The sequence below is a fragment of the Pseudomonas sp. J380 genome, from assembly GCF_009827115.1.
Taxonomy (GTDB): domain Bacteria; phylum Pseudomonadota; class Gammaproteobacteria; order Pseudomonadales; family Pseudomonadaceae; genus Aquipseudomonas; species Aquipseudomonas paracarnis.
Window position 1 is genome coordinate 3,899,549 of sequence record NZ_CP043060.1, and the last position, 22,908, is coordinate 3,922,456.

Genomic DNA, 22,908 nt, shown 5'->3' on the forward strand with positions numbered 1-22,908 from the left:
CACAGCGATTGGCACCGCTGCGTCGGATAATGGCTACCGTAATGACCGTACGTCGGAAAGTTCAAAAAGCGGAACTGCTTCACACACATGTAGGACGGTTCGCCGCATAAATATCAATGTGACATTACGGGGCCGATTGTTTAGGATGGCGGCCCTAAGGTCAATAGTTTGGCACTAACTAGATAGCTAAAAAATCTAGCCAATTATTTGACGTCAATGCATATATAGACTACGCCCTCCCAATTGGCAGCCCTAATAGCGCGCTGCGAAATGGAATTTGTCGAAACGGATCGCCGGAGAAAATTTTAATGAGCAGTGTTGTTGCCATCGTCAAAAGCATTGTTGGTCAAGTTTTCGTTATTTCTCCGGAAGGTGCTCGGCGCGTCCTCGTTGAAGGTGATCGCTTGTTCGCGGGCGACCAGATCGACACCGGTATGTCGGGCGCCGTGAGCCTGGAGCTGGCCGACGGTCGCATTCTGGACCTGGGCCGTGACACCCAGTGGAGCGCCGACCTGCCGGACTCCAGCCTCGACCTCGCCGCTGCCAGCGAGCAAGCCGCGCCATCGGTTGCCGAGCTGCAACAAGCCATCGCCGCTGGCGCCGACCCGACCACCGACCTGGAAGCCACCGCCGCCGGCGCAAACGCTGCCGGTAACGGCGCAGCCGGGGGTGGCCACAGCTTCGTGGTGCTGGACGCGACCGCCGGCCGTGTCGATCCGACCATCGGCTTCCCCACCGGTACGCTTGGTCAGGGCACTTCGGCTCTCAACGCGCTGACCGGTGCCCCAGGCTCCGCTGACGCAGGCAACCTGGTGCTACAGCCTTCGACCCTGTCCCTGAGCGCAACCCCCACCATCACCGAAGCCGGTGGTGTGCTGACCTACACCGCGACCGTGACGCGGCCATCCAGCAGCGACCTTACCGTCACCTTGTCCAATGGCGCGGTGATTACTATCCCGTCAGGCCAACTGACCGGTACGGTCAACGTACCCCTGGCGCCCAACGACACCCCGTACAACGACCCGAGCCAGATCAGCGTGGGCGTTACGGGCACCACCGGTGGCGGCAACCTGGTATTGACCATCGACCCTAACCCGGCCGTGACGCAGATCACCGACACCATCGACACCACCACGGTCACTCTAACGGCTGGTTCGACCGTGACCGAAGGCGGTCAAATCACCTACACCGCCACCTTGACCAACCCGGCGCAGACGCCGGTGAATGTCACCTTGAGCAATGGCTCGGTGATCACCATCAAGGCCGGTGAGTCGACAGGCAGCGTTGTCGTGGATACGCCGGCTAACGACGTCTACAACAATGGTTCGACGGTCAGCACCACAATCACGGGCGCAACGGGCGGTAACTTCGAGAACCTGGTACCGAATACAACTCCAGCGGTCACCACCATTACCGATTCGATCGACACCACCACGGTCACCCTGACCGCGGGTTCGACCGTGACCGAAGGCGGTCAGATCACCTACACCGCCACCTTGACCAACCCGGCGCAGACGCCGGTGAATGTCACCTTGAGCAATGGCTCGGTGATCACCATCAAGGCGGGCGAATCGACGGGTACCGTTGTGGTCGATACACCGGTCAACGACGTCTACAACAATGGTTCGACGGTCAGCACCACGATCACGGGCGCAACGGGCGGTAACTTCGAGAACCTGGTACCGAATACCACGCCAGCGGTCACCACCATTACCGATTCGATCGACACCACCACGGTCACCCTGACCGCGGGTTCGACCGTAACCGAAGGCGGCCAGATCACCTACACCGCCACCTTGACCAACCCGGCGCAGACGCCTGTGAATGTCACCTTGAGCAATGGCTCGGTGATCACCATCAAGGCCGGTGAGTCGACGGGTACCGTTGTGGTCGATACGCCGGCCAACGACGTTTACAACAATGGCTCTACCGTCAGCACCACCATCACGGGCGCAACGGGCGGTAACTTCGAGAACCTGGTACCGAATACCACGCCAGCGGTCACCACCATTACCGATTCGATCGACACCACCACGGTCACCCTGACCGCTGGTTCGACCGTGACCGAAGGCGGTCAGATCACCTACACCGCCACCTTGACCAACCCGGCGCAGACGCCTGTGAATGTCACCTTGAGCAATGGCTCGGTGATCACCATCAAGGCCGGTGAGTCGACAGGCAGCGTTGTCGTTGATACGCCAGCTAATGACGTCTACGTCAACGGCAGCACCGTCAGTACGACGATTACGGGCGCGACTGGCGGCAATTTCGAGAGCCTGGTGCCGAGCACCACGCCAGCGGTTACCACCATTACCGATTCGATCGACACCACCACTGTGACGCTGACAGCCCCAACCGAGGCGAACGAAGGTGGTCAGGTGACGTATACCGCCACGCTTTCCAATAAAGCGGGCACTGATGTCACGTTGAAGTTGGACAACGGCTCAAGCATCACCATCAAAGCTGGCGAAACCGTTGGCACCGTGACCGTGCCCGCCCCTACCGATGACGTGTTCATCGACAAAAGCACCCAAACGGTCAAGATCACCGAAACCACCGGCGGCAACTTCGAAAAACTGGAAGTTGCAGGTAACGGCGCGACCACCACGATCAACGACACCATCGACAAAGTTGATGTGGTTCTGACCGCTACCACCACCGTTGGCGAAGGCGGCAACATCGTCTACACCGCCAGCCTTGTGGATAAAAACGGCGCACCGGTGACTAACATCACTAACCCGTTGACCGTCACTTTGGATAACGGTCAGACCATTACTATCGGTGTTAACCAATCCAGCGGCACCGTTACCACCGTGGCGCCAGACGATATTTATAAAGGCGATCAGACCGTCACCGCTGCTATCAAGGGTGTGACCGGCGGCGAGCATTTTGAAAATCTGGTTCCAGGTACTACCCCAGTTAACACGACCGTTACCGATACACCGGGCACCGATAACACCACTACCGTGACACTGACGGCTCCGACCGAGGCGAATGAGGGTGGCGAGATCACTTACACCGCCACGCTTTCCAACAAAGCGGGCACTGACGTCACGCTGAAGTTGGATAACGGCTCAAGCATCACCATCAAAGCTGGCGAAACCGTTGGCACCGTGACCGTCCCTGCGCCTACCGATGACGTGTTCATCGACAAGAGCACGCAGACCGTTCAGATCACCGAGGCCACTGGCGGCAACTTCGAAAAACTCGAAGTGGCAGGCAACGGCGCGACCACCACGATCAACGACACCATCGACAAGGTCGATGTAGTTCTGACGGCCACTACCACTGTCGGCGAAGGCGGCAACATCGTCTACACCGCCAGCCTTGTGGATAAAAACGGCGCACCGGTGACTAACATCACTAACCCGCTGACCGTGACCTTGGATAACGGCAAGACAATCACCATCGGTGTGAACCAGTCGAGTGGCTCTGTCACCACTATCGCGCCGGATGACGTTTATAAAGGCGACCAGACCGTCACTACCGCTATCAAAGGCGTCACTGGTGGCGAGCACTTCGAAAATCTGGTTCCAGGTACTACCCCGGTTAACACCACCGTTACTGATACACCGGGCACCGATAACACCACTACCGTAACGCTGACAGCTCCGACCGAGGCGAATGAGGGTGGCCAGATCACTTATACCGCCACGCTTTCCAACAAAGCGGGCACTGACGTCACGCTGAAGTTGGACAACGGCTCGTCGATCACCATCAAGGCTGGCGAAACTGTTGGGACCGTCACCGTGCCCGCCCCTACCGATGACGTGTTCATCGACAAGAGCACACAGACCGTCAAGATCACCGAGACCACTGGCGGCAACTTCGAGAAGTTAGAAGTCGCAGGCAACGGCGCGACCACCACGATCAACGACACCATCGACAAAGTCGACGTAGTCCTGACCGCCACCACCACCGTCGGTGAAGGCGGCAATATCGTCTACACCGCCAGCCTTGTGGATAAAAACGGCGCGCCGGTGACCAACATCACCAACCCGCTGACCGTTACCTTGGACAACGGTAAAACCATCACCATCGGCGTAAACCAATCGAGCGGTAGCGTTTCGGTTGTTGCTCCTGATGATGTGTACAAGGGCGACCAAACCGTCACCACCGCCATCAAAGGCGTGACCGGCGGCGAGCACTTCGAAAATCTGGTTCCAGGTACTACCCCGGTTAACACCACCGTTACTGATACACCGGGCACCGATAACACCACTACCGTAACGCTGACAGCTCCGACCGAGGCGAATGAGGGTGGCCAGATCACTTATACCGCCACGCTTTCCAACAAAGCGGGCACTGACGTCACGCTGAAGTTGGACAACGGCTCGTCGATCACCATCAAGGCTGGCGAAACTGTTGGGACCGTCACCGTGCCCGCCCCTACCGATGACGTGTTCATCGACAAGAGCACGCAGACCGTCAAGATAACCGAGACCACTGGCGGCAACTTCGAGAAGTTAGAAGTCGCAGGCAACGGCGCAACCACCACGATCAACGACACCATCGACAAGGTCGATGTAGTTCTGACGGCCACTACCACTGTCGGCGAAGGCGGCAACATCGTCTACACCGCCAGCCTTGTGGATAAAAACGGCGCGCCGGTGACCAACATCAACAATCCGCTGACTGTGACTTTGGATAACGGCCAGACCATCACTATTGGCGTAAACCAATCGAGCGGTAGCGTTTCGGTTCTAGCTCCTGATGATGTGTACAAAGGCGACCAGACCGTTACCACTGCTATCAAAGGCGTCACTGGCGGCGAGCACTTTGAAAATCTGGCTCCAGGTACTACCCCGGTTAACACCACCGTTACTGATACACCAGGTACAGACAACATCACTACTGTGACGCTGACAGCGCCTAACGCTGTTAACGAAGGTGGACAGATTACGTACACCGCCACGCTTTCCAACAAAGCGGGCACTGACGTAACACTGAAACTCGACAACGGTTCAAGCATCACCATCAAGGCCGGCGACACTGTTGGCACTGTGACCGTGCCCGCCCCTACCGATGACGTGTTCATCGATAAGAGCACCCAGACCGTCAAGATCACCGAAACCAGTGGTGGCAACTTCGAAAAGCTCGAAGTGGCAGGCAGCGGCGCGACCACTACGATCAACGACACCATCGACAAGGTTGATGTAGTTCTGACCGCCACTACCACTGTTGGTGAAGGCGGCAATATCGTCTACACCGCTAGCCTCGTGGATAAAAACGGCGCACCGGTGACCAACATCACCAATCCGCTGACCGTCACCCTCGATAACGGCAAGACCATCACCATTGGCGTAAACCAATCGAGCGGTAGCGTTTCGGTTATTGCTCCTGATGATGTGTATAAGGGCGACCAAACCGTCACCACGGCTATCAAAGGCGTGACTGGCGGCGAGCATTTTGAAAACCTGGTCCCAGGTACAGATAACGTCACTACAACTGTGACTGATACACCGGGTACCGACAACACCACTACCGTGACGCTGACGGCTCCGACCGAGGCGAGCGAAGGTGGTCAGATTACCTATACCGCGACCTTGAGCAACAAGGCTGGCACTGACGTCACCCTGAAGCTGGATAACGGCTCGTCGATCATGATCAAGGCTGGCGACACTGTTGGCACCGTGACTGTCCCTGCGCCTACCGATGACGTGTTCATCGACAAGAGCACGCAGACGGTCAAGATCACCGAAACCACCGGCGGCAATTTCGAAAAACTCGAAGTGGCAGGCGACGGCGCAACCACCACCATCAATGACACCATCGACAAGGTAGATGTGGTCCTGACCGCTACTACCACCGTCGGCGAAGGCGGCAATATCGTCTACACCGCCAGCCTTGTGGATAAAAACGGCGCACCGGTGACCAACATCACCAATCCGCTGACCGTGACCCTGGATAACGGCAAGACCATCACTATTGGCGTAAACCAGTCGAGCGGTTCTATCACCACCATCGCGCCGGATGACGTGTACAAAGGCGACCAGACCGTCACTACCGCCATCAAAGGCGTGACCGGCGGCGAGCACTTTGAAAATCTGGTTCCAGGTACTACCCCGGTTAACACCACCGTTACTGATACACCGGGCACCGATAACACCACTACCGTAACGCTGACAGCTCCGACCGAAGCGAATGAGGGTGGCCAGATCACCTATACCGCGACCTTGAGCAATAAGGCCGGTACCGACGTCACGCTGAAGTTGGATAACGGCTCTTCGATCACCATCAAGGCTGGCGACACGGTTGGCACCGTGACTGTCCCTGCGCCTACCGATGACGTGTTCATCGACAAGAGCACGCAGACGGTCAAGATCACCGAAACCACCGGCGGCAACTTCGAAAAACTGGAAGTTGCAGGCAGCGGCGCAACGACCACGATCAACGACACGATCGACAAAGTTGATGTGGTTCTGACCGCTACCGCCACCGTTGGTGAAGGCGGCAACATCGTCTACACCGCCAGCCTTGTGGATAAAAACGGCGCACCGGTGACTAACATCACCAATCCGCTGACCGTCACCCTCGATAACGGCAAGACCATTACCATTGGTGTGAATCAGTCGAGTGGCTCTATCACCACCATCGCGCCGGATGATGTGTACAAAGGCGACCAAACTGTCACTACCGCCATCAAAAGCGTGACCGGCGGCGAGCACTTCGAAAACCTGGTCCCTGGCACGACGGCAGTGAACACTACTGTCACCGATAACCCTGGCACCGATAACACCACCACCGTTACGTTGACGGCTCCGGCTGAGGCAAACGAAGGTGGTCAGATTACGTACACCGCGACCTTGAACAACAAGGCCGGTACTGACGTCATCTTGAAGCTGGATAACGGCTCTTCGATCACCATCAAGGCTGGCGACACGGTTGGCACCGTAACCGTGCCCGCGCCGACCGATGACGTGTTCATCGATAAGAGCACTCAGACCGTCAAGATCACCGACGCTTCCGGCGGCAACTTCGAAAAACTGGAAGTTGCAGGTAACGGCGCGACCACCACGATCAACGACACCATCGACAAAGTTGATGTGGTCCTGACGGCCACCACCACCGTTGGTGAAGGCGGCAACATCGTCTACACCGCTAGCCTTGTGGATAAAAACGGTGCGCCGGTGACTAACATCACCAATCCGTTGACCGTCACCTTGGATAATGGCCAGACCATCACCATCGGCGTAAACCAATCGAGCGGTAGCGTTTCGGTTATTGCTCCTGATGATGTGTATAAGGGCGACCAAACCGTCACCACGGCTATCAAAAGCGTGACTGGCGGCGAGCACTTCGAAAACCTGGTCCCTGGCACTACGGCAGTGAACACCACTGTCACCGATACCCCCGGTACCGACAACACAACGACTGTCACCCTGACTGCGCCAAGTGCGGTTAACGAAGGTGGTCAGATTACCTACACCGCGACCTTGAGCAATAAGGCTGGCACTGACGTCACCCTGAAGCTGGATAACGGCTCGTCGATCACCATCAAGGCTGGCGACACTGTTGGCACCGTCACTGTCCCTGCGCCTACCGATGACATGTTCATCGACAAGAGCACGCAGACGGTCAAGATCACCGAAACCACCGGCGGCAACTTCGAAAAACTCGAAGTGGCAGGCAACGGCGCAACGACCACGATCAACGACACCATCGACAAAGTTGATGTGGTCCTGACGGCCACCACCACCGTTGGCGAAGGCGGCAACATCGTCTACACCGCCAGCCTTGTGGATAAAAACGGTGCGCCGGTGACTAACATCACCAACCCGTTGACCGTCACCTTGGATAATGGCCAGACCATCACCATCGGCGTAAACCAGACTAGCGGTAGCGTTTCGGTTCTTGCTCCTGATGATGTCTATAAAGGCGATCAAACCGTCACCACCGCTATCAAGGGTGTTACCGGCGGCGAGCACTTCGAAAATCTGGTTCCAGGTACTACCCCGGTTAACACCACCGTTACTGATACACCGGGCACCGATAACACCACTACCGTAACGCTGACAGCTCCGACCGAAGCGAATGAGGGTGGCCAGATCACCTATACCGCGACCTTGAGCAATAAGGCCGGTACCGACGTCACGCTGAAGTTGGATAACGGCTCTTCGATCACCATCAAGGCTGGCGACACGGTTGGCACTGTGACCGTGCCCGCTCCTAGCGATGACGTGTTCATCGATAAGAGCACTCAGACCGTCAAGATCACCGACGCTTCCGGCGGCAACTTCGAAAAACTGGAAGTTGCAGGCAGCGGCGCAACGACCACGATCAACGACACGATCGACAAAGTTGATGTGGTTCTGACCGCTACCGCCACCGTTGGTGAAGGCGGCAACATCGTCTACACCGCCAGCCTTGTGGATAAAAACGGCGCACCGGTGACTAACATCACCAATCCGCTGACCGTCACCCTCGATAACGGCAAGACCATTACCATTGGTGTGAATCAGTCGAGTGGCTCTATCACCACCATCGCGCCGGATGATGTGTACAAAGGCGACCAAACTGTCACTACCGCCATCAAAAGCGTGACCGGCGGCGAGCACTTCGAAAACCTGGTCCCTGGCACGACGGCAGTGAACACTACTGTCACCGATAACCCTGGCACCGATAACACCACCACCGTTACGTTGACGGCTCCGGCTGAGGCAAACGAAGGTGGTCAGATTACGTACACCGCGACCTTGAACAACAAGGCCGGTACTGACGTCATCTTGAAGCTGGATAACGGCTCTTCGATCACCATCAAGGCTGGCGACACGGTTGGCACCGTAACCGTGCCCGCGCCGACCGATGACGTGTTCATCGATAAGAGCACTCAGACCGTCAAGATCACCGACGCTTCCGGCGGCAACTTCGAAAAACTGGAAGTTGCAGGTAACGGCGCGACCACCACGATCAACGACACCATCGACAAAGTTGATGTGGTCCTGACGGCCACCACCACCGTTGGTGAAGGCGGCAACATCGTCTACACCGCTAGCCTTGTGGATAAAAACGGTGCGCCGGTGACTAACATCACCAATCCGTTGACCGTCACCTTGGATAATGGCCAGACCATCACCATCGGCGTAAACCAATCGAGCGGTAGCGTTTCGGTTATTGCTCCTGATGATGTGTATAAGGGCGACCAAACCGTCACCACGGCTATCAAAAGCGTGACTGGCGGCGAGCACTTCGAAAACCTGGTCCCTGGCACTACGGCAGTGAACACCACTGTCACCGATACCCCCGGTACCGACAACACAACGACTGTCACCCTGACTGCGCCAAGTGCGGTTAACGAAGGTGGTCAGATTACCTACACCGCGACCTTGAGCAATAAGGCTGGCACTGACGTCACCCTGAAGCTGGATAACGGCTCGTCGATCACCATCAAGGCTGGCGACACTGTTGGCACCGTCACTGTCCCTGCGCCTACCGATGACATGTTCATCGACAAGAGCACGCAGACGGTCAAGATCACCGAAACCACCGGCGGCAACTTCGAAAAACTCGAAGTGGCAGGCAACGGCGCAACGACCACGATCAACGACACCATCGACAAAGTTGATGTGGTCCTGACGGCCACCACCACCGTTGGCGAAGGCGGCAACATCGTCTACACCGCCAGCCTTGTGGATAAAAACGGTGCGCCGGTGACTAACATCACCAACCCGTTGACCGTCACCTTGGATAATGGCCAGACCATCACCATCGGCGTAAACCAGACTAGCGGTAGCGTTTCGGTTCTTGCTCCTGATGATGTCTATAAAGGCGATCAAACCGTCACCACCGCTATCAAGGGTGTTACCGGCGGCGAGCACTTCGAAAATCTGGTTCCAGGTACTACCCCGGTTAACACCACCGTTACTGATACACCGGGCACCGATAACACCACTACCGTAACGCTGACAGCTCCGACCGAAGCGAATGAGGGTGGCCAGATCACCTATACCGCGACCTTGAGCAATAAGGCCGGTACCGACGTCACGCTGAAGTTGGATAACGGCTCTTCGATCACCATCAAGGCTGGCGACACGGTTGGCACTGTGACCGTGCCTGCGCCTAGCGATGACGTGTTCATCGACAAGAGCACCCAGACCGTACAGATCACCGAAACCACTGGCGGCAACTTCGAAAAACTCGAAGTTGCAGGCAGCGGCGCAACCACCACCATCAACGACACCATCGACAAAGTCGATGTGGTTCTGACCGCCACTACCACCGTTGGAGAGGGCGGCAATATCGTCTACACCGCCAGCCTTGTGGATAAAAACGGCGCGCTGGTGATTAACATCACCAATCCGTTGACCGTCACCTTGGATAATGGCCAGACCATCACCATCGGCGTAAACCAGACTAGCGGTAGCGTTTCGGTTCTTGCTCCTGATGATGTCTATAAAGGCGATCAAACCGTCACCACCGCTATCAAAGGCGTAACCGGCGGCGAGCATTTCGAGAACCTGGTGCCGGGCACTACCGCGGTGAACACCACCGTTACGGACACACCGGGTACCGACAACACCACTACTGTGACGCTGACAGCGCCAAGTGCCGTTAACGAAGGTGGTCAGATCACCTACACCGCGACCTTGAGCAATAAGGCCGGCACCGACGTCACGCTGAAACTCGACAATGGTTCAAGCATCACCATTAAGGCTGGCGAAACCGTAGGCACCGTCACTGTCCCTGCGCCTACCGATGACGTGTTTATCGATAAAAGCACCCAGACCGTTAAGATCGCCGAGACCACCGGCGGCAATTTCGAAAAACTCGAAGTGGCAGGCGACGGCGCAACCACCACCATCAATGACACCATCGACAAGGTAGATGTGGTCCTGACCGCTACTACCACCGTCGGCGAAGGCGGCAATATCGTCTACACCGCCAGCCTTGTGGGTAAAAACGGCGCACCGGTGACCAACATCACCAACCCGTTGACCGTTACCTTGGACAACGGCAAGACCATCACCATCGGCGTAAACCAATCAAGCGGTAGCGTTTCGGTTGTTGCTCCTGATGACGTGTACAAGGGCGACCAGACCGTCACCACTGCTATCAAAGGCGTGACCGGCGGCGAGCATTTCGAGAATCTGGTCCCTGGCACTACCGCGGTGAACACCACCGTTACGGACACTCCGGGTACCGACAACACCACTACTGTGACGCTGACAGCGCCTAACGCTGTTAACGAAGGTGGACAGATTACGTACACCGCCACGCTGTCCAACAAGGCGGGGACCGACGTCACGCTGAAACTCGACAACGGCTCGTCGATCACCATCAAGGCTGGCGAAACTGTTGGGACCGTCACTGTCCCTGCGCCTACCGATGACGTGTTCATCGACAAGAGCACTCAGACCGTCAAGATCACCGACGCTTCCGGCGGCAACTTCGAAAAACTCGAAGTCGCAGGTAACGGCGCAACCACCACGATCAACGACACCATCGACAAGGTGGATGTAGTTCTGACCGCCACCACTACCGTCGGCGAAGGCGGCAATATCGTCTATACCGCCAGCCTTGTGGATAAGAACGGCGCGCCGGTGACCAACATCACCAACCCGCTCACCGTTACCTTGGACAACGGCAAGACCATCACCATCGGCGTAAACCAATCGAGCGGTAGCGTTTCGGTTCTTGCTCCTGATGATGTGTACAAGGGCGACCAAACTGTCACCACCGCTATCAAAGGCGTGACCGGCGGCGAGCATTTCGAGAACCTGGTGCCGGGCACTACCGCGGTGAACACCACCGTTACGGACACTCCGGGTACCGACAACACCACTACTGTGACGCTGACAGCGCCTAACGCTGTTAACGAAGGCGGACAGATTACGTACACCGCCACGCTGTCCAACAAGGCGGGCACTGACGTAACGCTGAAACTCGACAACGGTTCTTCGATCACCATCAAGGCTGGCGACACTGTTGGCACTGTGACCGTGCCCGCTCCTAGCGATGACGTGTTCATCGACAAGAGCAGCCAGACCGTCAAGATTACTGACGCTTCCGGCGGCAACTTCGAAAAACTCGAAGTCGCAGGTAACGGCGCAACCACCACGATCAACGACACCATCGACAAGGTGGATGTAGTTCTAACTGCTACAACTACCGTCGGCGAAGGCGGCAATATCGTCTACACCGCCAGTCTTGTGGATAAAAACGGCGCACCGGTGACCAACATCACCAACCCGTTGACCGTTACCTTGGACAACGGCAAGACCATCACCATTGGTGTGAATCAGTCGAGTGGCTCTATTACAACCATCGCGCCGGATGATGTGTACAAAGGCGATCAAACTGTCACTACCGCCATCAAAGGCGTGACCGGCGGCGAGCACTTTGAAAATCTGGTTCCAGGTACTACCCCAGTTAACACGACCGTTACCGATACACCGGGTACCGACAACACCACGACTGTCACCTTGACTGCGCCAAGTGCTGTTAACGAAGGTGGCCAGATCACGTACACCGCCACGCTGTCCAACAAAGCGGGCACTGACGTCACCCTGAAGCTGGATAACGGTTCGTCGATCACGATCAAGGCTGGCGACACTGTTGGCACCGTAACCGTGCCTGCCCCTACCGATGACGTGTTTATCGATAAGAGCACGCAGACCGTCAAGATCACCGACGCCTCCGGCGGCAACTTCGAAAAACTGGAAGTTGCAGGCAGCGGCGCAACCACCACGATCAACGACACCATCGACAAGGTGGATGTAGTTCTGACCGCCACCACTACCGTGGGTGAAGGCGGCAACATCGTCTACACGGCCAGCCTTGTGGATAAAAATGGCGCACCGGTGACCAACATCACCAATCCGCTGACCGTGACCCTGGATAACGGCAAAACCATCACCATCGGCGTAAACCAATCGAGCGGTAGCGTTTCGGTTGTTGCTCCTGATGACGTGTACAAGGGCGACCAGACCGTCACCACTGCTATCAAAGGCGTGACCGGCGGCGAGCACTTCGAAAATCTGGTTCCAGGTACTACCCCGGTTAACACCACCGTTACTGATACACCGGGCACCGATAACACCACGACTGTCACCTTGACTGCGCCAAGTGCTGTTAACGAAGGTGGCCAGATCACGTACACCGCCACGCTGTCCAACAAAGCGGGCACTGACGTCACGCTGAAACTCGACAACGGTTCAAGCATCACCATCAAGGCTGGCGAAACTGTTGGTACCGTAACCGTGCCTGCGCCGACCGATGACGTGTTTATCGATAAGAGCACGCAGACCGTCAAAATCACTGACGCTTCCGGCGGCAACTTCGAAAAACTGGAAGTTGCAGGCAACGGCGCCACCACCACGATCAACGACACCATCGACAAAGTCGATGTGGTCCTGACCGCCACCACCACCGTTGGCGAAGGCGGCAACATCGTTTACACCGCCAGCCTTGTGGATAAGAACGGCGCGCCGGTGACCAACATCACCAATCCGCTGACCGTGACCCTGGATAACGGCAAAACCATCACCATCGGCGTAAACCAATCGAGCGGTAGCGTTTCGGTTGTTGCTCCTGATGACGTGTACAAAGGCGACCAAACTGTCACCACCGCCATCAAAGGCGTAACCGGTGGCGAGCACTTTGAAAATTTAGTGCCTGGCACGACGGCGGTGAATACCACCGTCACGGACACACCGGGTACCGACAACACCACTACTGTGACGCTGACAGCGCCTAACGCTGTTAACGAAGGTGGCCAGATTACGTACACCGCCACGCTGTCCAACAAGGCGGGGACCGACGTCACGCTGAAGTTGGACAACGGCTCGTCGATCACAATCAAGGCTGGCGAGACCGTGGGCACCGTAACTGTGCCTGCGCCTACCGATGACGTGTTCATCGACAAGAGCACTCAGACCGTCAAGATCACCGACGCTTCCGGCGGCAACTTCGAAAAACTGGAAGTGGCAGGCAACGGCGCAACCACCACGATCAACGACACCATCGACAAGGTGGATGTAGTTCTGACCGCCACCACCACCGTTGGCGAAGGCGGCAACATCGTCTACACCGCCAGCCTTGTGGATAAAAACGGCGCAGCGGTGACCAACATCACCAATCCGCTGACCGTCACCTTGGACAATGGCAAAACCATCACCATCGGTGTGAATCAGTCGAGCGGTTCCATCACCACCGTAGCGCCAAACGACGTCTACAAAGGCGACCAAACCGTCACCACCGCCATCAAAGGCGTGACCGGTGGCGAGCATTTCGAGAACCTCGTGCCGGGCACGACGGCGGTGAACACCACCGTCACCGACACACCAGGCTCCACCGACCTGACCACCGTCACCTTGACTGCCCCGACCGCGGTCAACGAAGGCGGCCAGATCACCTACACCGCCACCTTGAGCAACAAGGCCGGCAGCGACATGCTGGTCCAGCTCGACAACGGTTCGAGCATCACCATCAAGCAAGGTGAGACCATGGGCACGGTGACCGTCCCGGCGCCTACCGATGACGTGTTCATCGACAAGAGCACCCAGACCGTCAAGATCACCGGCACCACCGGCGGCAATTTCGAGGGGGTGACCATCACACCTGCGGGCGCCACGACCACCATCAACGACACCATCGACGACGTGACCGTGGTACTCAAGGCCACCGGTTCGGTCAGCGAAGGCGGGCAGATCGTCTACACCGCGTCCCTGGTCGACAAGAACGGCGCGGCCGTGAACAACGTGGGCTCCGACTTGGTGGTAAGGCTGGATAACGGCTCGACCATCACCATCGGCAGTGGCAAGTCCACCAGCTTCACGACAGCTACCGCACCGAACGATGCCTATGTCGGCGCCAATGATGTCAGCGCCAAGATCACCGGCGTGGTCAGCGGTGGCGACAAGTACGAGCATCTGATTGTTGACGCCAGCCCCGCGGTCACCAAGGTCACGGATGTAGTGACGGATACCAAAATCAGCATAACGGGCGATGGCTCGGTCACTGAAGGTGGCACAGCCCACTACACCCTGACCTTGACCAACCCGCCGCAAACCGACGTAACCGTGACGCTCAAATACAGCGGCACCGCCACTGACGGTTCGGACTTCACCGGCGTGTACACCGTGAAGATCCCGGCAGGCTCCAGCAGCGTGCCGTTTGATATCCGCACGCTCGACGACAAGATCACCGAGCCTACGGAACAGATCGTTATCACCATCGACAAGGTCACCGGAGGCAACTTCGAGAACCTGGTGATCGACAAAGGCACCGTCACCACCAACATCCTCGACAACGATGCGCCGCCGGTGATCGACCTGGATGCCAACAACTCCAGCGGCGCCACGGGTGCCGATTACAAGACGACATTTACCGAGGGTACCGCCGGGCCGGGCGTGTCGATCGCCGATACGGATATCAAGATCACTGACCCAGACAGCACACTGCTGACGGGCGCGACGGTCACGCTGACCAACGCACAGGCCGGTGATGCCCTGAACCTGGGCAATAGCGTGAATGGCATCAGCGTCAGCACCAACAACCAGACGGGCACTATTACCCTGACGTTGTCCGGCAGCGCAACGCTGGCTGACTACATGCAACGTATCCAGAACATCACGTTCACCAACAACAGCCACGACCCGAGCACCACACCGCGCACCATCACCGTGACGGTGACCGATGGCGGCAACTACTCCAACGTGGCCACCACCACCGTCAACGTGGTAGCGGTCAACGATGCACCAGTGGCCACTGGCGGTGCTGTGACCGGTACGGAAGACACGGCGCTGGCCCTGACCTGGGCCAACTTCGGCGTGAGCGATGTGGACTCGCCACAAGCCAGCCTCGGGGTGAAAATCACCGACCTGCCAGTAGCCGGCAAGCTGCAATACCTTGCGGCGGACGGCAGCACCTGGACCAACGTGACCAGCGGCCAGACCTTTACCAAGGCCCAGATCGATGGCGGCCAACTGCGCTTTATGCCGAACGCCAACGAGTCCGGCGCCGACGGTTACGGCGGCACTGGCGTGGGTAACAAGCAGGCGGATTACGCGCAGTTCAAGTTCCAGCCAACCGATGGCAAGGACCTGGGCACCAGCGCTACGGTGAAAGTCGATATCACCCCAGTGGCCGACGCACCGACCCTGAGCGTGGCCGACAACAACGTTGCCTCGACCGGCCTGGTCAAACAGGGCTGGAACAGCATCGCCGGCCTCGGCAACAACGGCAACGGTGCTGCACCGGACGTGCTGAAAAAAGCCATCGATAACGCGGGCACACCCAACAGCACCTCTGTGGTGACCAACGTCGAGTCCGTCGACAACGTGGCCGCTGGCTCTGGTTCCAAGATCTCCGGCCTGATCTACATGGAAGCGGGCAAGAGCTACACCTTCAGCGGTATCGCGGATGACAGCGTGGTGGTCAACGTTGGCGGTAAAGACGTTGCGAGCGGTTTGTGGGGTACCAACAGCGGCAAGTTCAGCGGCTCGTTCACGCCAACGACCACTGGTTACTACAGCCTTGAGATCTACCAGGCCAACCAAGCGGGGCCTGGCAGCTTTGACGTCAACCTGTCGGTCAACGGCGGGGCGGTGCAGAACCTGAGCACCAGCACCGTGCCGCTGTACACCGGCCTTACCGACCTGACCAACGCCGGCGTCACCGTATCCGACCTGCATGGCAGCAACGGTGACGGTTACTACGTGGGCTACAAGCTCAACGAAGGCCAGGAAAACGGCACGGTCAAATTGTCCAAGGTCACCACCGCGCTGACCGACACCGACGGCTCCGAAACCCTGAGCGTGAAGATCAGCGGCATTCCGGCAGGCTCGGTGCTCACTGACGCGTCGGGGCACACCTTTACTGCGGGTAAAACCGTGGGCGAAGTGAATGTCACGGGCTGGGACCTGAACACCCTGACCATCAAGCCGCCGACCTACTACAGCGGTCAGTTCAACCTGACGGTCACTTCGACGTCCACCGAGAGCATCGGCGGTTCAGCGACCACCACCGCGCAATTGCCCGTCACGGTGCACCCAGCGACCTACAATTCGGTCACCGGCACCTCGGGCAGCGACACCATCAATGGCAGCGATGGCAACGACATTGTCGTGGCCGACGTCGCCGGCTTGAACGTGGTGCAGGGCAAGAACTACAACATCGCGTTCATGATCGATACATCGGGCAGTATGGGTGCGGACTCGATAGCAGCGGCAAAAACCTCGCTGACCACCACGTTCAACTCGCTGAAAAACAGTATCGGCGCCAGCACTTCTGGCACTGTGAATATCTTCCTGGCGGATTTCAGCGACCAGGTCAATCGCACGGTGACAGTCAACCTGAAAGACCCAGGTGCATTGGACTCGCTGCAGAAAGTCCTGGATTCCATGGTGTCTACCGGCGGGACCAACTACGAAGACGTGTTCAAGGCCGCGGCCAACTTCTTCAAGAGTGCCCAGGCGACTGGCAACACTGGCGCTATCAATACAACGTACTTCATCACCGATGGTCAGCCGACGTTTTACCAAGCGTCCGAGCAGACCAACCCATACTTGTACGGCAATGTCAGGCTCGATGATGTCGTCACCATGAACAACTACACCATAGGTACCGCCACCCGGATCAACATCGATTCGAATAACTACCTTGATATCAACTCTGCCGGCAAGGTAACCCTCTGGTCTTACGGCTGGGGGTACAACAAGGGAATCATCCACGCCCAAGGGGATGGCACCTATGAAATATCGGTGCAAGGCGGCCTCGGCTACGATACCGACTACTCCACCACCCTCAACTCCAACAGCGCGTTCGCACTGCTTAAAGGTCTGTCCACAGGTGGCGTAGAAGCCATCGGCCTCAACAGTGGGGTCAGCCTGAATCAGTTGGCACCGTACGACAGCGATGGCAAGCCACAGGCCAACATCGATCCGAAGGACCTGGCCAACGCTATCCTCGGCCACACAGAGGCGACGTTGCCGGGCGCGGACACCGTCAGCGGTGGCGACGGCAACGACATCCTCTTCGGCGACCTGGTGAGCTTCAGCGGGATCAATGGCGAGGGTTACAACGCGCTGCAGGCCTTTGTCGCACAGAAGACCGGCGTGGCTGTCTCGGCAGTGACTGCCTCTAACGTTCACCAGTACGTCACCGAGCACTATGTGGACTTCGACGTCTCCGGCGCCAAAGATGCCGGCGATACACTGTTGGGCGGGGCTGGCGATGACATCCTGTTCGGCCAGGGCGGCAACGACCTTCTGGACGGCGGCAAAGGCAATGACATCCTGCTGGGTGGCACGGGTAACGACACGTTGATTGGCGGCCAGGGCAACGACATCCTGATCGGTGGCTCGGGGGCCGACACCTTCGTGTGGAAGGCGGGCGACATCGGCAACGATGTGATCAAGGACTTCAAGGCGTCCGAAGGCGACCGCATTGACCTGCGCGATTTGTTGAAAGGTGAAACCGACAGCACCATCGACAATTACCTCAAGATCACCACGGTAGAAGGTGTGTCGACCCTGCAAGTGAGCAGTGAAGGCAAGCTCAACGCCGCCGGTGGCCTGGCCAATGCTGATGTGACGATCAAACTGGAAGGCAACGATTGGTCCCACACCAGCATCAACTCGCTGATCAGTGGTGCCGACCCGACCATCAAGATCGATCACACCTAAGACGCGATTGATCGGCCGCCCTTCCAGGCGGCCGATTTTTTGGCCTACGGGTCGCTGGCCCTGGCGGACGGCGCATCGCATACTCACGCCCATACACGCAGCGTTGACCTATGCTGTTGAACGCCTGTGGCGCATTTTCGAGGGGTTGTTATGTTTTACGTGCAACGTGATGCACAGGGCGCGCTGGTTCGCGTAGAGGCCGCTGCCTTTACCGAATCCACTGAAACCCTGCCGGCCGATCACCATGAGATACAGGCCTGGTACGCCAACGAAGTGGTGGAAACCAGCCTGGCCCAGCTCAAGCAGAGCGACTTTGAGATGATCCGGGTGCTGGATGACTTGATCCAGGTGCTGACCCGCAAGGGGGTGATCAGCGTGACCGACCTGCCGCCGGCAGCCCAGGCCAAGTTGATGGACCGTAACCAGGCGAGGGAAGCGTTGGGTGGGTTGAGCCAGTTGATCGATGATGACGAGAAAGGATTGATTTAATCCAACCGCTCCTACCCCTGTAGGAGCGAGCTTGCTCGCGAAAAACTGAAATCGCCACGGGGCATCAGGTTTTGCGCGTTATTGTTGGCGATCTTCGCGAGCAAGCTCGCTCCTACAGGTGAATTATTTCCAGGGCGCGGGCTCGCCAAACAGTTGGCCCTGCACGCCGAAAATCCCCATCTCACGAATCACCTTCAGTTCGCCCTCGGTCTCTACACGTTCGGCAATCAACGGCAGGTCGATGCTATGGGCCGCTCGCTGGATGGCCTCGATAAACAGGCGCTTGTCGCTTTCCTGGTCGATGGCGCGAATGTAGCTGCCGTCGATCTTCAGGTACGCCAGGCCCAGGCGCGCCAGGTTGCCGATCATGCTGAACCGCCCACCGAAACGTTGCAGGCTGAGGGAGAAGCCCAGTTCGCGCAGGCGCTGGGTCATCTGTTCCAGCACGGGCTGCTCAGGCAGTTGCTCCTCACCAATCTCCAGGGTGAGGCGCGGGCCCAGGTTGCTGTGCTGGCGTAGCAGGTCATAAACGCGGTTCAGGGCCTGGGTATCTTGCAAGGTCGCGGCCGAAAGATTCAGCGCCAGGTTCTCGGTGTGGCTGGCCATCTGCTTGAGCACCTGCTCCAGCATCAGGCGGTCCAGGCGGGCTGACCAACCAAAGCGCTCAAGCCACGGCAGGAAGCGCCCGGCCGGTATGGTGTGGCCGTCTTCGTCCTGCAAGCGCGACAGTACTTTGTAATGCAAGACCAATTGCGGGTCCTGGCTGGCGACAACCGGCTGGAAGTACAGCTGGAAGCGCTGCTGGGTCAGGGCCTGGTCCAACAAGGTGTGCCAGGCATGGTGATCGTCTCCCACGCTGGCGGCGGCGCTGCGGTCCAGGCACACCCAACTGGTGTCGCCCTGCGCTTGGGCCTGGGCCAGGGCCTGATCGGCCAGGGTCAGCAGGGCTTGGGGCGCGTCGCCATGGCTGAACGGCGCCAGGCCGATATAGGCGACCGGCTTAACGTCACTGGCGCCGGTCGCTTGCAGGCTGAGCAAAGTGCTTTCCAGGTTTTGCGCCAGCTGCATCGCTTCTTCACGCATCAACCCCGGCGCCAGCACGGCGAACTCACCGCCACGAATACGGGTGACGAGGTTATGGGTTTCCGGGTACGGCGCGCACTGGCGCAGTAGTTGTTCGCCAACCGCTTGCAGTAACTGGTCGGTGCGCTGGCCACCCAGGCGCTGGTTGAGGCCGGCCAGGTCCTTGACCCGCAGCAGCAGAAGGTAGCCGGAGTTGGTCTCTTCCGGGTTACTGACGCGGGCGTTGAGCTGCATCTCGAAATAACGGCGGTTGGCGAGGCCGGTGAGGTTGTCCTGATAGGATTCGGTGCGCAGTTTTTCGCTACGCTCGGCCTGCTCCTGGAACAGCGCCTTGAGCTTTTCCACCATCTGGTTCATGGCCTGCACCACCCGCCGCAGTTCAGGCGTGCGGGGCAAGTCAGGCAGGCTGAGGAACTCACGGCGGGCAATGGCGTGGGACTGTTTGACCATATAGTCCAACGGCTTCAATTGCCGGCGCAGCAGCAGCCCACCGAGCACCACGCTGACCGCACCGCACAAGAGCAACCAGCCCAGGCTACCCAGGGCGCTTTGCCAGAGCTTGGCCAGGGCGAACATCGGATGGCTGACCACTTCTACCCGTGCGGCCTGTTCCCAGCCACGGCTGACCAGGGCATCACCGCCCGCCGGCTCCAGTCCGATCAGCTTGACGAACCAGTTGGGCACGCCGTTGTTGTCGGGAATACCGCTACGCTCGACGATGGTTTTGTCGGTGGCCAGGTCCACGACGCGGATGCTGGCATAGTAACCGCTGTCGAAGATCGAGCTGACCAACAGCTCCACCATGGCTGGGTCATCGATATTCGGGGTGAGCGACAGCGCCAATGCCGTCGCGGCATCCTGGGCGTGGGAGCGCAATTGGTTGACGTATTGGGTGCGCGAGCTTTCCAGGCTGACCATGAAGCTGCCGCTGAAGGCGACCACCAGGAACAGACAGATTGCGATCAATAGCTGTTTGAACAGAGACATCCGATCAGTTACTCCTAGTTGGCAGGCTCGGCTGGGAAGCCTTCCGCACGCATTTTTCTCAACACATCCTGCCAGCGCGACAAGCGTTTGGTATCACCGACTTTTTTGTTGCCTTTGGCACCAGGCAAGTACAACCCCTCGGCGTTGAATGAGTACACCGGGACCAGGTCGGTGCGACGGGTAGCCGGCAGGATCTCATCCATCAGGCTGTCGAGCACCAGTGGGACGGCGTCGGGGCTCGAATAATAAGTCAGGACCATGTGCGCCCGATTCTGCCGCAGGGCCTTGACGTAGGTAATGCGCAACTTGTCGCTGGACACGCCCAGGTGACGCAAACTGAAATATTTTGCGATGGCGTAGTCTTCACAGTCACCAGCACCTTTCCAGAGTGCCTCGACGGGCGTCTCCCAGTAATCCACAACGTGCCAGAGATCGATGTCTTCCACGTAGGTCATTTGCTTGTTGAAGAACAAATTGACGACCTTGAGCTGCTCCTGCTCGCTGACCTGTTTTTCGCTCACCAATAACCGCTGCCAGGCGTCGATACGCTGCTGGCCTTGACCCAAAGGCCCGTAGACGGCGGTAGCCTTGCGGCTGATTTGCGAGAAATCCCAATCGGCACGCAGCCCGCCGAGCATCAGGCCGGCCAGTAAAGTTGCTGATAAAAGCCAGCAAAGCAGTCGATAGGGATTAAAACTTACCGCCAAAATGTTCAGTCCGTGAAAGAGACGGAATTTCCAGGGATGGTGAAGCCTGGCCCTACAAAAAACAATCGCACAGTGCAATCATCGCAGGAGGCGGCGTTTTTATAACCGCCCTTGTGAGAGACACAAAGTATGCTGTGTAAGCACTTACAAACGGAAACTTTGGCTATTTGACAAGCACCTGGCCCATCTTTAGTGTTCTTTGGATCCAATTAGCCAGACTATTATTCAAGAAAGGAGGATAGCGCAACCGTGACGCAGAAGCCGAACCCATTAAGCAGCATCAAAATCAGCGGGCCTATTCCCGCCCATCTTGCGCGCTCCGTTATCGAAGAAACGTTGCGTAATGCCATCCTTGATGGGCGATTGCCCTGTGGCACCGCCATGCGCCAGCAAGAACTGGCCAGCCTGTTCGGCGTCAGTCGCATGCCGGTACGCGAAGCGTTGCGCCAGCTGGAGGCGCAATCCTTGTTGCATGTGGTGACTCACAAGGGTGCCGTCGTTGCTCCCTTGATCGAGGACAATTCGGCCGAGACCTATGCCCTGCGCATGTTGCTGGAGTCCGAGGCCCTGCGCCTGTCGATTCCGTTGCTCACCGACGCGGACCTTGCTCAAGCCGAGGCCTGTATCAACGCACTGGAAAGCGAGAAAGACTACACCGAGATTGGTCGGCTCAATCGCCTGTTTCACATGGTGTTGTACGGCAAGGCGCCCAACCAGCGGCTGCTCACTTTGGTCGAGCACGGATTGAATGAGGAGGAGCGCTTCCTGCGCTTCAACCTTGAGGCGATGGGGCTGGGGGAGACTTCCCAGGAGGATCACCGCGAACTGCTGAGCCTGGTAGCGCAGAAGAAGGTCGAGGAGAGCATCCTGACGCTGCGTAACCACTTGATGCGAGGCATGGAGGTGATCGCGACCTACCTCAGCGGCCTTGAGAGCGCCGAAAAAAACCCCACTCAGTAGGTTTTTTCGCTTTTGCCCTTGATCCTTAGGTGATGTAGCAACTTTCTTATCAGGGA

The 22,908-nt window shown here is 57.9% G+C and carries 5 protein-coding genes; 3 read left to right on the top strand and 2 right to left on the bottom strand.

The window, feature by feature from the left end:
* The first annotated feature begins 308 nt into the window (after positions 1-308).
* Together FXO12_RS17625 and FXO12_RS17630 are read left to right on the top strand one after the other, a co-directional pair.
* Complete coding sequence (locus FXO12_RS17625; RefSeq protein WP_160049717.1) at positions 309-18,626, top strand: retention module-containing protein; 18,318 nt, start codon at positions 309-311, stop codon at positions 18,624-18,626.
* Between the two features lie 150 nt (positions 18,627-18,776).
* Positions 18,777-19,115: a hypothetical protein gene (locus FXO12_RS17630; RefSeq protein WP_054896857.1), complete on the top strand. Its 339-nt coding sequence runs from the start codon at positions 18,777-18,779 to the stop codon at positions 19,113-19,115.
* 123 nt (positions 19,116-19,238) lie between these two features.
* On the opposite strand, the gene lapD is transcribed toward FXO12_RS17630, so the two are convergent.
* Together lapD and lapG are read right to left on the bottom strand one after the other, a co-directional pair.
* The gene (lapD, locus tag FXO12_RS17635; RefSeq protein ID WP_057977791.1) at positions 19,239-21,185 is read right to left on the bottom strand and encodes a cyclic di-GMP receptor LapD; all 1,947 of its coding nucleotides are present in this window, start codon (positions 21,183-21,185) and stop codon (positions 19,239-19,241) included.
* A 14-nt stretch (positions 21,186-21,199) separates the two neighbouring features.
* Positions 21,200-21,823 carry a cysteine protease LapG gene (lapG, locus tag FXO12_RS17640; protein ID WP_371264164.1) on the bottom strand — a complete coding sequence of 208 codons (624 nt, stop codon included), beginning with the start codon at positions 21,821-21,823 and terminating at the stop codon, positions 21,200-21,202.
* Between the two features lie 318 nt (positions 21,824-22,141).
* Between lapG and FXO12_RS17645 the strand changes: the two genes are divergently transcribed.
* A complete protein-coding gene (locus tag FXO12_RS17645; RefSeq protein WP_034125400.1) occupies positions 22,142-22,852 on the top strand; it encodes a GntR family transcriptional regulator in 711 nt (236 codons plus the stop codon).
* The last annotated feature ends 56 nt before the right edge of the window (positions 22,853-22,908 follow it).

What these genes read in the sequence shown, in the direction of transcription:
- FXO12_RS17625 (WP_160049717.1), top strand. Translation starts at nt 309, where the DNA reads ATGAGCAGTGTTGTTGCCATCGTCAAAAGCATTGTTGGTCAAGTTTTC.
- FXO12_RS17630 (WP_054896857.1), top strand. Translation starts at nt 18,777, where the DNA reads ATGTTTTACGTGCAACGTGATGCACAGGGCGCGCTGGTTCGCGTAGAG.
- lapD (WP_057977791.1), bottom strand. Translation starts at nt 21,185, where the DNA reads ATGTCTCTGTTCAAACAGCTATTGATCGCAATCTGTCTGTTCCTGGTG.
- lapG (WP_371264164.1), bottom strand. Translation starts at nt 21,823, where the DNA reads ATGCTCGGCGGGCTGCGTGCCGATTGGGATTTCTCGCAAATCAGCCGC.